The organism is Actinoplanes sp. NPDC024001, from assembly GCF_040638955.1.
GTDB lineage: Bacteria > Actinomycetota > Actinomycetes > Mycobacteriales > Micromonosporaceae > Actinoplanes.
In genome coordinates this window covers 1-14,075 of record NZ_JBEZZB010000220.1, presented here as the reverse complement: position 1 = coordinate 14,075, position 14,075 = coordinate 1, and the positions used below count along the sequence as shown (strand labels likewise).

Sequence of the window (14,075 nt, the reverse complement as noted above, 5' to 3'; positions counted from 1 at the left end):
GGCCCGTCTGCTCACCGGCCGTCGTGGCTGGTCGGCGGCGGCTGGTGCGGCCGCGGCGGCCTGGGCGGCCGGGACCGCGGAGTTCGCCGCCGCCCGCATCGTGCCCGGCCCGCGTGACCCGCGCGAGGTCACCACCATGCTGGTGACCAGCGTCGCGATCCCCCCGGCCGCGGTCACCCACTGGCTGCGGGGCTGGTTGCACTGGCGTTCCGCCCGGCCGATGCCCGCTCCGGAGACGATCCTCAACCGGAGCACGCCGGACGAGCGAACAGCACCGGCCGAGCCGGCGGAGGCCCGCCGGTGACCGGCGCCCTCGCTCCCCTCTACGACGCGGTCCTGTTCGACCGGGACGGCACGCTGATCGTCGACGTGCCGTACAACGGCGACCCGGACCTGGTCCGCCCGATGCCCGGCGCGAAGGAGGCCGTCGCCCGGTTGCGCGCCGCCGGCCTGCGCCTCGGCGTGGTCACCAACCAGTCCGGCCTGGCCCGCGGCCGCTTCACCGCCGCCCAGCTCGCCGCGGTCAACCGCCGCGTCGACGAGCTGCTCGGCCCGTTCGACGACTGGCAGATCTGCCCGCACGACGACACCGCCGGCTGTTCCTGCCGCAAACCCGCCCCGGGCCTGGTCACCGCGGCCGCGGCCGCACTCGGTACGACACCGGCCCGCTGCGTGATGATCGGCGACATCGGCCGTGACATGGAGGCCGCCCTCGCCGCCGGCGCCACCGGCATCCTGGTGCCGACCGAGGTCACCCTGCCGCCGGAGGTCGCCGCCGCCCCGCACCGCGCCACCGATCTGCCCGCCGCCGCCGATCTGATCCTCAGCCGGCAGGCGCTGCTCACCCCGGCGCCCCGCCCCGCCCGGCCGCGCACCGTTCTCGCGGTCCGTTCCGACTCGGCCGGGGACGTGCTGGTCACCGGCCCGGCGATCCGGGCGCTGAAGGCGGGCGCCGACCGGGTGGTGCTGCTCTGCGGCCCGCGCGGCCGGGCCGCCGCCGAACTGCTGCCCGGCGTCGACGAGATCATCGAGTGGCGGCTGCCGTGGATCGACCCCGAGCCCGGCCCGGTCGACGCCGGCGACATGCGCGCCCTGACCGAGCGGCTCGAGCGGGCCGGCGCGGACGAGGCGGTCGTGTTCACCTCGTTCCACCAGTCCGCGCTGCCGCTGGCTCTGCTGCTGCGCACCGCCGGGGTCGGGCGGATCACGGCGATCAGTGAGGACTATCCCGGCTCGCTGCTGGACGTGCGTCATCGCGTACCCCCGGGGTTGCCCGAACCGGAACGTGCCCGCAGCGTCGCGGCAGCGGCGGGGTTCTCGTTGCCGGCCGGCGACGACGGCGCGCTGCGGGTGAAGGCCCCGCGCGCGGAGAAGCAGAACTACCTGGTGGTTCATCCCGGGGCGAGCTGCGAGGCCCGGTCCTGCCCGCCGGAGAACCTGCGCCGGATCGTGGCCGCGCTGGCCGCCGCCGGGCACCGGGTGCTGGTGACCGGCGGGCCGGGGGAGCGGCAGCTGGCGGCTTTCGTCGCCGGCACGGCCGGCACCGATGCCGGGCCGATGTCGCTCGCCGGCCTGGCCACCCTGATCTCCGGCGCCGGCTGCCTGATCGTCGCCAACACCGGCCCGGCGCACCTGGCCGCGGCCGTCGGCACTCCGGTGATCAGCCTGTACGCCCCCACCGTCCCCTACGGACAGTGGGGTCCCTACCGGGTGCCCGCGGTCCGGCTCGGCGACGCCGCCGCGGCCTGCCGTGACACCCGCGCCACCCGCTGCCCGGTCCCCGGCCATCCCTGCCTGGGCACGGTCGGGCCGCGGGACGTCCTCGACGCGGTGCGCCGGATCGGCGTGACCGCGACAGCCGCGCATCCAACAGCCGCGCACCCCACAACGGAAGCTGAGGCCGCGTGAACATCCTGCTCTGGCACGTGCACGGTTCCTGGACGACCTCGTTCGTCCAGGGCAAACACCGCTATCTGGTACCGGTGAACGCGGAACGGGACGCCTGGGGCCGGGGCCGGGCCCGCACCTTCGACTGGCCCGACACCGTCGAGGAGTTACCCCTGGATCAACTGTGCTCCAAGGATCTGGGCGACGTGGACGTCGCGATCGCCCAGCGCCCTGAGGAGCTCGACCTGATCCCGCCGCACGTGCCGGTGATCTACGTGGAGCACAACACCCCGAAGGGCGACGTGCCGAACACCCGGCACCCGCTCGCCGACCGGGACGACGTGCTGATCGCGCACGTGACCCACTTCAACGAGCTGTTCTGGGACTGCGGCGCCACCCGTACAACAGTGATCGAGCACGGCATCGTGGAGCCGCACGCCCGCTGGACCGGCGACCTGGAACGCCTGGCGATCGTCACGAACGAACCGGTCCGGCGTGGCCGGGTCACCGGCACCGACCTGTTCCCCCGGTTCGCCGAGGTGGCGCCCCTCGACGTGTTCGGCATGGGCGTGGCGGGGCTGTCCGGGGTGACGGCTCACGACGACCCGCCGCAGCACGAGATGCACACCGAGGTCGCCCGCCGCCGCGCCTACCTGCACCTGTGCCGGTGGACGTCGCTCGGGCTGAGCCTGATCGAGGCCATGCAGATGGGCATGCCGGTGATCTCGCTGGCCACCACCGAGGCGATCGCCGCGGTGCCGCCGGACGCCGGGGTGCTGTCCACCCGGGTCAGTGAGCTGGTCGACGCCGCGCAGTGGCTGATCGACGAGCCGGAGGCGGCGGCCCGCCTCGGCGCGCGGGCCCGGCAGGTGGCGCTCACCCGTTACGGCCTGGACCGGTTCCTCGCGGACTGGGACCGACTGCTGGAGGAGGAGACATGCGCATCGCGATGATCTCGGAGCACGCGAGTCCGCTCGCGGCGCTCGGCGGGGTCGACGCCGGCGGGCAGAACTCGCACGTGGCCGAGCTGGCGGCGGCGCTCGCCGGGCACGGGCACGAGGTACGCGTCTACACCCGGCGGGACAGCCCCGACCTGCCCACCGTCGTGCCGATGGGGGAGCGGGTCGACGTGGTGCACGTGCCGGCCGGGCCGGTCGAGGTGCTGCCGAAGGACGAGCTGCTGCCGTACATGGCGGAGTTCGCCGAGTGGATGGCGGCGGACTGGCGCGACGAGTGGCGCCCGCACGTGGCACACGCGCACTTCTGGATGAGCGGCCTGGCCACCCTGGACGCCGGGCGCGCCTGCGGGGTGCCGGTGGTGCAGACGTTCCACGCGCTCGGTTCGGTGAAGCGGCGCCACCAGGGCGCCGCCGACACCAGCCCGCCGGACCGGATCGGGTACGAGCGCCACCTGGGCCGCACCGTCGACCGGGTGATCGTCCAGTGCCGTGACGAGATCAGCGAGCTGCTGAAACTCGGTGTGCCCCGGTCCCGGATGGAGCTGGTGCCGTCGGGGGTGAACACCGAGCGGTTCTGTTCCCGTGGCCCGGCGGTGCCCCGCACCGGCGGGCTGCTGCGGATCCTCACGGTGGCCCGGCTGGTCGAGCGCAAGGGCGTGGAGGACACCATCCGGGCGCTGACCGTGGTGCCCGGCGCCGAGCTGGTCGTGGTGGGCGGTCCGCCGGCGGCGCAGCTCGGCGACGACCCGTACGCGCGCCGTCTGCTCGCCCTGGCCGAACACTGCCGGGTCGCCGACCGGGTCCGGCTGGCCGGCGCGGTCCCGGCGCACGAGATGCCGCGGTGGTACCGCTCCGCCGACATGGTCGCCGCCACCCCCTGGTACGAGCCGTTCGGGCTGACCCCGCTGGAGGCGATGGCCTGTGGCGTGCCGGTGGTCGCCACCGCGGTCGGCGGGCTGACCGACACCGTGGTCGACGGCGTCACCGGCGACCTGGTGCCGCCCCGGGATCCGCGGGCTCTGGCGGCGGCGCTGCGCCGGCTCGCCGGTGACGAGGTGCGCCGGTTCGCGTACGCGGCCGCCGCCGAGGACCGCGCCGCCGCCTCCTATTCCTGGCCGCGCATCGCCGAGCGCCTGGCCGCCGTCTATTCGACCGTCGCCGACCGGGAGGTGGCGGCGTGAGCGACCGCATCGGAAGAGACGACCGCACCGAGAGGAACCGGATGAGTGCGCTGGACAGTCACCTGAACGGCCTGGCGGACGCGATCGAGCCGTTCCGCGAGAAAGCCGACGTCCTGGAGGTGTGGGGCGCTCACCTGGCCCGGCATCTCGGGGGCGGCGGCCGGCTGCTGGTCGCCGGCAACGGCGGCAGCGCCGCGGAGGCCCAGCATCTGGCCGCGGAGCTGGTCGGCCGGCTGCGCGACGAGCGCATGCCGCTGTCCGCGATCGCGCTCACCCCGGACTCCTCGGCGGTGACCGCGATCAGCAACGACTACGGCTTCGAGGAGGTGTTCGCCCGCCAGGTGCGCGCCCACGGCCGCCCCGGCGACGTGCTGATGGTGCTCTCCACGAGTGGCCGCAGCCCGAACCTGCTCGCCGCCGTCGGGGCGGCCAAGGAGATCGGCATGCACACCTGGGCGCTGGTGGGCGAGGCGCCGAATCCGCTCGCCGACGCCTGCGACGAGGCGCTGTGCTGCCCGTCGCCGGACAGCCAGGTGGTGCAGGAACTGCACCTGGTCTCGGTGCATGTGATGTGCGAGTACCTCGACCGGTACCTGCTCCCTTTCGTCCGGGCGGGCGAGCGGAAGGAGATGGTCGCCGTATGAGACTCGTCATCGTCGGCGACACCCTGCTGGACCGGGACGTCGAGGGCAGCGTCCGCCGGATCGCCCCGGACGCCCCGGCCCCGGTCCTCGACGAGGAGCGGGTGCACGAGCGGCCCGGCGGCGCGGGCCTGGCGGCCCTGCTGGCCGCAGCCCACGGCTGCGAGGTCGCGCTGGTCACGGCGCTCGCCGCGGACGCCGGCGGGGCCCGGCTGAGCGAGTTGCTCACGGCCGCGGGCGTCGAGGTGTACGCCCTGCCGCTGCCCGGCGCCACCCCGGAGAAGATCCGTCTGCGGGCCGGCGGCCAGGTGCTGCTGCGGCTGGACCGCGGCGGTGAGCCGCAGCCGCCCGGCGACGCCCCGCAGGCGGTGCTCGACGTGTTCCGGGACGCCTCGGCGATCCTGGTCAGCGACTACGGCCGGGGGGTGGCCAGGCATCCCGCGCTGCGTGCGGCCATCGAAGCAGCCGGCAAGGGGGCGCCGGTGGTGTGGGATCCGCACCCGAACGGCCCGCCGCCCGTCCCGAACGCCCGCCTGGTCACCCCGAACGAGGCGGAGGCGAAACGGCTCGCCGACGACGCCGGCCACGGGTCCGGGCTGGCCGCCGCCCAGCGTGCCGGGCATCAGTTGCGGCAGCGCTGGCGGGCCGGCGCGGTCGTGGTGACCCGCGGGGCGCAGGGCGTGGTGCTCTGCCACTCCGGCCCGACCCCGCTGGTCATTCCGGCGCCGCAGGTCAGCGACGGCGACACGTGCGGGGCCGGCGACAGTTTCGCGGCCGCCGCGGCGGTCGCTCTGGCGCGCGGCGCCCTGGTCTCCGAGGCGGTGCAGCAGGCGGTGGCGGCGGCCAGCGCCTATGTCGCTCGTGAGGAGACCGAGCCGGTCGAGAAGTCCGAGGGCCGGATCGGCGCCGACCTGGCCGGCCGGCTCGCCGCCGACGTCAAGGCGCGCGGTGGCACCGTGGTCGCCACCGGCGGCTGTTTCGACCTGCTGCACACCGGTCACCTGGCCACGCTGCGCGCCGCCCGATCGCTCGGCGACTGCCTGATCGTCTGCCTGAACAGCGACGACTCGGTGCGGAACCTGAAGGGCCCGGAGCGCCCGCTGACCGGCCAGGACGACCGGGCCCGGCTGCTGGCCGCGCTGGACTGTGTGGACGCCGTCGTCATCTTCGACGACCCGACGCCGGTGCCGGTGCTGTCCTGGCTGCGTCCCGATGTCTGGGTCAAGGGCGGCGACTACGACTCCCTGCCGGAGTCCGAGGTCGTCGAGCGCTGGGGCGGGCAGACCGTGATCGTCCCCTACCTGGACGGCAGGTCCACCACCAAGACGATCGCCACCGCACAGAGAAGCACGGCTCAGAAGAGCACCGCTGGATCGGGAGGACAGTAAATGGACGCAGTGATCGTCACCGGAGGATCGAGCGGCCTCGGCGCCGCCGTCGTCGACGCGGTGATCAAGGCGGGTGGACGCCCCTTCGTCATCGACCGGCAGCCGCCGAAGGACGGCGTCGAGTGGATCGAGTGCGACCTGGCGGACACCCGCGCCGCCGAACGCGCCACCCGTGAGCTGATCGAACGGGCCGGCGGCAGCATCGACGGCGTGGTCACCGCCGCCGGCATGGACGTGCCCGGCACCCTCGCCGACATTCCCGGCGAGACCTGGGACCGGATCGTCGCGATCGACCTGCTCGCCACGGCCGCGGTGATCCGTGCCGCGCTGCCGGAGCTGAAGGAGTCGCACGGCGGGGTGGTCACCATCTCCTCGACGCTCGGCGTCAAGGCCGTCTCCGACGCCACCGCCTACTGTGCCGCCAAGTTCGGCGTGGTCGGCTTCACCCGGGCGCTCGCCGCCGAACTCGCCGGCCAGGTCAACGTGACCCTGCTGATCCCGGGCGGGATGCGGACCAAGTTCTTCGACGAGCGCGACGACAAGTACAAGCCGGGGGCGGACGCGATCCTCAACGACCCGGCCAACGTCGCGGCGGCGGTCATGTTCGCGCTCAGCCAGCCTGCCGGTTGCGCGGTCCGTGAGCTGGTCGTGGCGGCGGAGACGGAGAGCTCGTACCCGTGATCCTCGTCCTGCGCGCGCTCGGCGTGGGAGATCTGGCGACCGCGGTGCCCGCCCTGCGCGGGCTCCGCGCCGCCTTCCCCGGCGAGACGCTGAGCCTGGCCGCCCCCACCTGGCTCACCCCGCTGATCGACACGATCGGGGGCATCGACCGGATAGTTCCCGCCGGTGAACTCGAACCGCTCACCGCCGCTCCGGCCATGCCACGCCTCGCGGTGAACCTGCACGGGTCGGGCCCGGAGTCGCACCGCCGGCTTCAGGCGCTGGCCCCGGAGGCGCTGTGGGCGTTCGCCAGCCGCCCGGCCGGGCACCTCGACGGGCCCGGCTGGCACGACGACGAGCACGAGGTCCAGCGCTGGTGCCGGCTGGTGCGCTACTACGGCGTACCGTGCTCGCCCGAAGATCTTGACCTTGCCGTGCCGGCGGTGGACGTCCCGCGGGGCGTGACGATCATCCATCCCGGCGCGAAATCTCCGGCGCGGCGCTGGCCCGCGGCCCGCTTCGCGGCCGTCGCCCGCGGGTTGCGCTCGGCAGGTCACCGCGTGCTGATCACCGGTTCCGCGTCCGAGCACGACCTTTGCGTACGGGTGGCGCACGAAGCCGGGCTGGACGCGGCTTGCGTCCCGCGTACCGAACTCGCCGAGCTGGCCGCCCTGGTCGCCGGCGCCCGTCTGGTGATCAGCGGCGACACCGGGATCGCGCACCTGGCCACGGCTTACCGCACCCCGTCGGTGGTGCTCTTCGGTCCCGTCTCCCCGCAGCGCTGGGGGCCGCCCGCCGGCCGCCCGTACCATCGAGCCATCTGGCATGGCACCCGCAGTGAGCGAGGCGACCTGCCCGGCCCGGTGCATCCCGCTCTGCTCGCCGTCACCGAGGACGAGGTCCTCGCCGCCGTGGAGAAGGTGTGCCATGCGGATGTGACGCCATGAAACTGAAGCGCAGCGAGCTCGGCAAGCCCGGCCTGGGCCGGCGCCGTTCCGGCAAGGGATTCACCTACCTGGACCGGGACGGTTCCCCGCTGCGCGACCCCGAGGCGATCGAGCGGATCAAGGGCCTGGTCATTCCCCCGGCCTGGAAGGACGTGTGGATCTCCCCGGACGGGCGCGGCCACATCCAGGCGACGGGGATCGACGACGCCGGCCGCAAGCAGTACCTCTACCACCCGGCGTGGCGCGAACAGCAGGACCGCGCCAAGTTCGACCACGCGTTGGAGGTGGCCGAGCGGCTGCCCGAGGTCCGTGAACGGCTCTGCGCCGATCTGACCAGCGGCCGCGGCCTGACCCGGGAACGGGTCCTCGCCGCGATCGTCCGCCTCCTCGACATGGGCATGTTCCGGGTCGGCGGCGAGGAGTCGGCCGCCCGCGACGAGGACCCGTCGTTCGGCCTGTCCACGCTGCGCCCCGACCATCTGCGCGCCAAGGGCGGCTGTGTGCTGCTGGAGTTCACCGGCAAGTCGGGGATCGCGCACTCGGCCACGGTCGGCGACGGCGAGGTGTGCACGGTGCTGCGCGACCTCAAACGCCGCCGCCGCGGCGAGGACCGCCTCTTCGCCTACTGGGACCCGGCGCGCCGCCGCTGGCAGGAGATCCGCGCCGACGCCATCAACGACTATCTGCGGGAGATCAGCGGCGAACAGATGACCGCGAAGGACTTCCGCACCTGGCACGGCACCGTCAAGGCCGCCGAGGCCCTGGCCGAGGCGGGCCCGCAGCCCACCAAGGCCAAGCGCAAGAAGGCGGTCGCCCAGGCCTCCCGCGAGGTGGCCGAACTGCTCGGCAACACCCCCACGGTGGCCCGCAACTCCTACATCGACCCGAGGGTGATCGAGAACTTCGAGGAGGGCCGCGTCGTCGACGTCCCCGCGGACGCCCCCCGCGAGAAAACCGAGGAGGAGGTCCTGGACCTACTCGGCGACGACTCCACCTGATTCAGGCTCTGCCTGCTTCAGGCTCTGCTTGATTCAGGCCCGCCTGAGACGCCGGGCCGGCGATCGAGCACCGTCGGGAAGACCTGCGCCAACTCGGCCGCGTCCTCTCCCGCGTGGTGCGTGTGCGGCACGCCGGTCAGGCCGAGCTCGTGCTTGATCCTGCCCTTGCGGCTCGAAGCTCCAGAGTCATCGCCGAGCTGAAGGCGATGCTCGAGCGAGGCTCAGCCGGCGGCTTCGATCAGCTCCCTGGCCCAGTCGACGGCTACTCCGGCCTGGCTCGGCGGTCCCGCGTACAGACCGTTGATGATCAACCAGATGCGATCGGCGAGCAGCCCGTCCCCGCCCCATTCGCCGACCAGGCGGTCCACTTCGGCCCGGGTGTCGTCCAGGTAGGCCTTGGCGGCCCGGGCCGCAACGTCGTCCTCCCCGCGGAACTCGGTCAGGTAGTTGCGGAAGGCGCACCCCCGGTATCCCGGCCGCCGGACGATGTCGGCGATCTCGCTGATCAGGGCGATCAGCTGCTCCCGCGGCCCGGACGCCCAGCGCAGCGCCTCGGTCGCCGAGCGTTCCCGCTCGCGGCGGGCCAGCGCCAGGTAAGCCGCGGCCAGCTCGGCCTTGCTCGGAAAGTGCCGGTAGAGCAGGTTCTTCCCGCAGCCCGCCGCCTCCACCACCTGGGCCATCCCGACGGCGCGGACGCCGTGCTCGTAGAAGAGCCCGGCGGCGGCGGTGAGGATCGTCTCGCGGGTGCCCGGCGCGGGGGTGCGTGCCATGGTGACGAGTTTAACGGACCGCTCAGTCCAATCGGACAATAGACTCGGACCGATCGGTCCGTCATGGATTGAGCTAGCAGGGAGGCACCATGCGAGACGCCGTCATCGTCGACGCGGTGCGCACACCGGTGGCCAAGGGCAAGCCCACCGGTGCGTACGCCGCCCTCCACCCCGTCCACCTGCACGCCCACGTGCTGCGCGCCCTCACCGCCCGGGTGCCCGGCCTCGACCCCGCCGAGATCGACGACGTCATCGGCGGCACCGTCACCCAGATCGGCGAGCAGGCCGCCAACACCACCCGGCTCGCGGTGCTGGCCGCCGGCTTCCCCGAGCACGTCCCGGGCGTCACCGTCGACCGGCAGTGCGGCAGCAGCCAGCAGGCGATCAGCTTCGCCGCCCAGGGGGTGATCTCCGGCGGGTACGACATCGTCATCGCCTCCGGCGCCGAGTCGATGTCACGCGTCCCCATCGGCAGCTCGGCCGTGGTGAGCAGAGCCGCCGGTGAGATCAGCGCACGAGCCGACGTCGGCGGCCCGCTGATCACCCAACGCTATCCCGGCGGCCTCGTCCCGCAGGGGATTGCCGCCGAACTGATCGCCCGGAAATGGGGCCTGACCCGCACCCAGCTGGACGAGTTCGCCCTGACCAGCCACCAGCGGGCCGCCGCGGCCCCGGCGAACGGGCAGCTGGTTCCCGTCACCGACCTGGTGACCGACGAGACCGTCCGGCCGGACACCAGCCTGGACGTCCTCGCCGGACTGCGGCCCGCGTTCGCCGACCCGCGCTGGGAGCAGCGGTTCGGCGCGATCGACTGGAAGGTGACGGCCGGCAACTCCAGCCCGGTCAACGACGGCGCGGCCGCCGTACTGATCACCACCGGTGAGATCGCCCGGCGCCGCGGCTGGCGGCCGCGCGCCCGCATCCACACCGCGGTCGCTGTCGGCGACGATCCCGTCATGATGCTGACCGGGATCATCCCGGCGACCGCGAAGGTGCTGGCCCGCGCCGGGCTGACCCTCGCCGACATCGACGCGTTCGAGGTGAACGAGGCGTTCTCCTCGGTGGTCCTGGCCTGGCTGGCCGAGACCGGCGCCGACCCGGCGAAGGTCAACGTGGACGGCGGCGCCATCGCCATCGGCCACCCGCTCGGCGCGAGCGGCGCCCGGCTCACCACGACCCTGCTCGGCGTGCTGGAGCGCACCGGCGGCCGCTACGGCCTGCAGACCATGTGCGAGGCCGGCGGCACCGCGAACGCGACCATCATCGAACGGCTCTGAGGTTCACGACCCGGTCGACCAGGTCGAGGCCTTCGGTGCGGTGCGCGAGGACCAGCACGGTACGCCCGGACGACGCGTCCAGCAGATCCGCCATCAGTTCTCGCGCACCCGCCTCGTCGATGCCCTCGGTCGGCTCGTCCAGGATCAGCAGCCCCGGATCGGCGAGCAGTGCCCGCGCGGTGGCGAGCCGCCGCCGCTGCCCACCCGACACCGTGCTGCCGCCGGTGCCCAGCCAGGTGCCCAGCCCGTCCGGCAGCCCGGCCAGCCAGTCGCCCAGCCCGACCCGCGCGAGCGCGACGGTGAGTTCCTCGTCGCTCGCGGCGGGCGCGGCGAGGCGCAGGTTCTCCCGTACGGTCGACGCGAACACGTGCGAGGTCTCCTCACCGACCAGCACCACCCGCGGGTTGGTGCCGGCCCGTTCCACGGTGCCCGACCAGGGCGCCAGCAGCCCGCCGAGGACCGCCGCCAGGGTGGACTTCCCGGAACCGGACCGCCCGGTGATCGCCGTCCGTGACCCGGCCGGCAGGTCCAGCGTGAACCCGTCGAGCACCGGCCCCGCCACCGTGTCCCAGCCGGCGACCAGCCCGCTGACCCGGACCGCGCTCCCGCCACCGGCTCGCAAGCCGAGCGAGCCGAGCGAGTTGGGCGAGCTGGACGGGACCTCGCCGGCTGTCAGCGCGGCGACCCGCCGGGCCGCCCCGGCCGCCTGCCGCCGGGCGATCGCCGTCTCCGGCAACGCCACCACGGTCTCGCCCAGCGCGATCATGCCGAGCAGCACCACCGCGCTCCATTCCGCCGACAGCCCGGACCGGACCAGCACCAGCGCGGTCCCGGCCGCCGCGGCCCCCCACCCGAGGTGGGCGATCGCCGCGGCCAGTCCGGCGCCTCGCGCGGCCCGCGCCTCCAGGCGGGCGAGGGTCCGGCTTCGTTCCTCCGGTACGCCGGAGCGCCCCGATCCCGCGCCCAGTTCCTCGACCCCGTCGACCGTCTCGACCACGGCGTCCCGCAGCCGCGCCCGCGCCGCACCGGTCATCGCGTCCAGCCGGGCCGCCTGCCACGACGCCACCGCCGGCGCGACCACGCCCGCGAGCAGCACTCCCACCGCGAGCGGCACCACCACGGCCGGTGCGGTCAGCAGCACCGCCAGCCCCGCGACCGCGATCGTCACGCCGGCCGCCAGCGCCGGGAACCGGCCCCGCAGCAGCCCGTCCACCTGCGCGTCCACGTCGTCCACCAGGCGGGTGAGCAGGTCGCCCCGCCGGTGCGCGACGCGTCCCGGCACCCGCGGGATCAGGTCCGCGTAGACCCGCGCCCGCCGCCGCCCCAGCCGCGCGAACGCCAGGTCGTGCGAGACCAGCCGCTCCAGGTAGCGCAGCAGCGGCCGGGCCACCGCGCTGCCGCGGACCAGCACCACCGCCGTCGACAGCGACAGCACCGGCGGCAACGACGACGCCCGCACCAGCAGCCAGGCCGCCGCTCCGGTCAGCAGGATGCCGGCCAGCGACGATGCCGCGCCGAGCGCCACCGCCGTGGCGGGCCGCCGCAGCCACCCGGCCCGTTCGCCGGCCCGCGGAACGACCGGGCCATCCGCAGGCGGGCGAGCTGTCCGCTCGCCGGCCCGCGGAACGACCGGGGCATCCGCAGGCGGGGGAGCGGTCCGCTCGCCGGCCCGCGGAACGACCGGGGCATCCGCAGGCGGGGGAGCGGTCCGCTCGCCGGCCGGCGCGGAAGCCGCGGGCTGCAGGTCGACCACCCGGTCGGCGGCGGCGATCAGGGCCGGCCGGTGCGCGACCACCAGAACCGCGCAGCCGAGGCCGGCGAACTGCCGCAGCCGCTCGATCACCAGCCGTTCGGCGGCCGCGTCCAGGTGCGCCGTCGGCTCGTCCAGCAGCAACGTCACGACCGGGCCGGGCCGGCCGCCGGCGACGTCGGCCGCGGCCCGGTGCAGGAGCGCGGCGAGCGCCAGCCGCTGCCGCTGCCCGGACGAGATGCCACCGCCGTGCTCCCCGAGCCGGGTCGCCTCGGTGATCTCGCCGCCGGCCAGCCCCACGGTGCGCAGCGCGGCCCGGATCTCCCCGGTGGTCGCCTCCGGCGGGAAGACCTCAGCGACCGTACGGGCGTGCGGCAACGCCGGCCGCTGCGGCAGATAGAAGGTACGGCCGACCGCCACCGCCCCCGTCTCGGCCGGGTGCTGCCCGGCCAGCACGCGCAGCGCCGTGGTCTTGCCGGCGCCCGACGGCCCGCGCAGCGCGACCAGTTCCCCGCCGCGCACCCCCAGCTCGTCCAGCCGCAGCGCGTACCCGTTCCCGCCCGGATAGCGGGCCCGCAACCCGGTGACCCGCACACCCCAGCGGCCCGCCGCGAGCGGGCTGAGCGCGAGCCGGACCCGGGTCGACCCGCCCACCACCGGCTCCGGGGCCGCCTCCGGCCGCGACGTCGCCGCCGTGAGGATCTTGTCCACGTCGCCGATCACCGCGGTGGCGTCGGTGGCCGCGTGGTAGCGCGCCGCCATCTCCCGCAGCGGCCGGTACGCCTCCGGCGCCAGCAGGATCGCCAGCAGCGCCGGGGCGAGCTCCATCGATCCGGACGCCACCCGCAGCCCGGCCTGCACCGCGATCAGCCCCACCGACAGCGTGCCGACCAGGTCGAGCGCGGTCGAGGAGAGGAAGGCGACCCGCAGCACCCGCATGGTCGCCCTGCGGTGCCGGTCGGTGAGGTCGGCGATCACCTCGGTCTGCCGTTCGGCCCGGCCGAACACCTTGAGCGTCGCCAGCCCCCGCACCACGTCGAGGAAGTGCCCGGCCAGCCGCGCGTCCGCCGCCCACCGCTGTTTCGCGCGCGCCTGGGTGGCCCAGCCGATCAGCGCGCCGAGCAGCGGGATCAGCGGCAGCGTGAGCAGCGCGATCACCGCCGACGCGGGGTCCACGACGGCCATCACGACGACCACCAGCGGGGGCAGGACCACGCCGAGCACCAGCGCCGGCAGATAGCCGGAGAACCACGGGCGCAGCGAGTCCAGCCCGGTGCCGAGGACCGCGGTGAGCCGGCCGGAGCCGTACGAGGCGACCCACGCGGGCCCGCGCCGCACGATCGTCGCCAGCAGGGACCGTCGCAACTCGTCGGTGACGCGTGCCGCGGTGCGCCGGGCCACCACCTGTTCGGCCCAGGCCAGCCCGGCGCGCCCCGCGAACGCCCCGGCGAGCAGCGCCACTCCCGCCGCGCCGGGCGAGGTGACGATCCAGCAGAGCGCGAGCGCGATGGTCAGGGTGGCCGCCGCCTGCCCGGCTCCGATGACCGCCAGCAGCGCGATCCCCGCCCGGCTGGCCCGGGCGTGCCGCAGCAGCCGCCCGTCGATCGGCCCCTTGCC

At 74.8% G+C, this 14,075-nt stretch carries 11 protein-coding genes and 1 pseudogene; 10 read left to right on the top strand and 2 right to left on the bottom strand.

The features are described 5' to 3' along the window. The 9 genes and pseudogenes from AB0F81_RS46205 to AB0F81_RS46165 form a co-directional block, all read left to right on the top strand. Positions 1 to 304 (top strand): annotated as a pseudogene (locus tag AB0F81_RS46205) (transferase); the annotation flags it as partial. Then, a complete protein-coding gene (locus tag AB0F81_RS46200; protein WP_360209893.1) occupies positions 301 to 1,908 on the top strand; it encodes an HAD-IIIA family hydrolase in 1,608 nt (535 codons plus the stop codon). The pseudogene AB0F81_RS46205 and the gene AB0F81_RS46200, both read left to right, overlap by 4 nt. Beyond that, positions 1,905 to 2,840, top strand: a complete 936-nt coding sequence (locus AB0F81_RS46195; protein WP_360209891.1) for a glycosyltransferase — start codon at positions 1,905 to 1,907, stop codon at positions 2,838 to 2,840. Before AB0F81_RS46200 ends, AB0F81_RS46195 begins: the two co-directional genes overlap by 4 nt. After that, the gene (locus AB0F81_RS46190) at positions 2,825 to 4,027 is read left to right on the top strand and encodes a glycosyltransferase (protein WP_360209889.1); all 1,203 of its coding nucleotides are present in this window, start codon (positions 2,825 to 2,827) and stop codon (positions 4,025 to 4,027) included. The genes AB0F81_RS46195 and AB0F81_RS46190 overlap by 16 nt, the downstream gene beginning before the upstream one ends. A 41-nt stretch (positions 4,028 to 4,068) precedes the next feature. Further along, a complete protein-coding gene (locus AB0F81_RS46185; protein WP_360209895.1) occupies positions 4,069 to 4,671 on the top strand; it encodes an SIS domain-containing protein in 603 nt (200 codons plus the stop codon). After that, positions 4,668 to 6,056 carry a PfkB family carbohydrate kinase gene (locus AB0F81_RS46180; RefSeq protein WP_360209887.1) on the top strand — a complete coding sequence of 463 codons (1,389 nt, stop codon included), beginning with the start codon at positions 4,668 to 4,670 and terminating at the stop codon, positions 6,054 to 6,056. The genes AB0F81_RS46185 and AB0F81_RS46180 overlap by 4 nt, the downstream gene beginning before the upstream one ends. Then, positions 6,057 to 6,737, top strand: coding sequence for an SDR family oxidoreductase (locus AB0F81_RS46175; RefSeq protein ID WP_360209885.1), 681 nt, complete (start codon positions 6,057 to 6,059; stop codon positions 6,735 to 6,737). Further along, a complete protein-coding gene (locus AB0F81_RS46170; protein WP_360209883.1) occupies positions 6,734 to 7,663 on the top strand; it encodes a glycosyltransferase family 9 protein in 930 nt (309 codons plus the stop codon). Before AB0F81_RS46175 ends, AB0F81_RS46170 begins: the two co-directional genes overlap by 4 nt. Then, on the top strand, positions 7,660 to 8,661 hold the full coding sequence (locus tag AB0F81_RS46165) for a DNA topoisomerase IB (RefSeq protein ID WP_360209881.1): 1,002 nt from the start codon (positions 7,660 to 7,662) through the stop codon (positions 8,659 to 8,661). Before AB0F81_RS46170 ends, AB0F81_RS46165 begins: the two co-directional genes overlap by 4 nt. A gap of 221 nt (positions 8,662 to 8,882) precedes the next feature. Here AB0F81_RS46165 and AB0F81_RS46160 read toward each other — a convergent pair whose 3' ends face one another. Continuing rightward, positions 8,883 to 9,431 carry a TetR/AcrR family transcriptional regulator gene (locus tag AB0F81_RS46160; RefSeq protein ID WP_360209879.1) on the bottom strand — a complete coding sequence of 183 codons (549 nt, stop codon included), beginning with the start codon at positions 9,429 to 9,431 and terminating at the stop codon, positions 8,883 to 8,885. Positions 9,432 to 9,520: 89 nt separating this feature from the next. On the opposite strand from AB0F81_RS46160, the gene AB0F81_RS46155 reads away from it, so the two are divergent. After that, on the top strand, positions 9,521 to 10,708 hold the full coding sequence (locus AB0F81_RS46155; RefSeq protein WP_360209877.1) for an acetyl-CoA C-acyltransferase: 1,188 nt from the start codon (positions 9,521 to 9,523) through the stop codon (positions 10,706 to 10,708). On the opposite strand, the gene cydC is transcribed toward AB0F81_RS46155, so the two are convergent. Next, positions 10,692 to 14,075, bottom strand: a 3,384-nt coding sequence (gene cydC, locus AB0F81_RS46150) for a thiol reductant ABC exporter subunit CydC (protein ID WP_360209875.1), incomplete at its 5' end; no start/stop codon positions are given. The genes AB0F81_RS46155 and cydC overlap by 17 nt on opposite strands.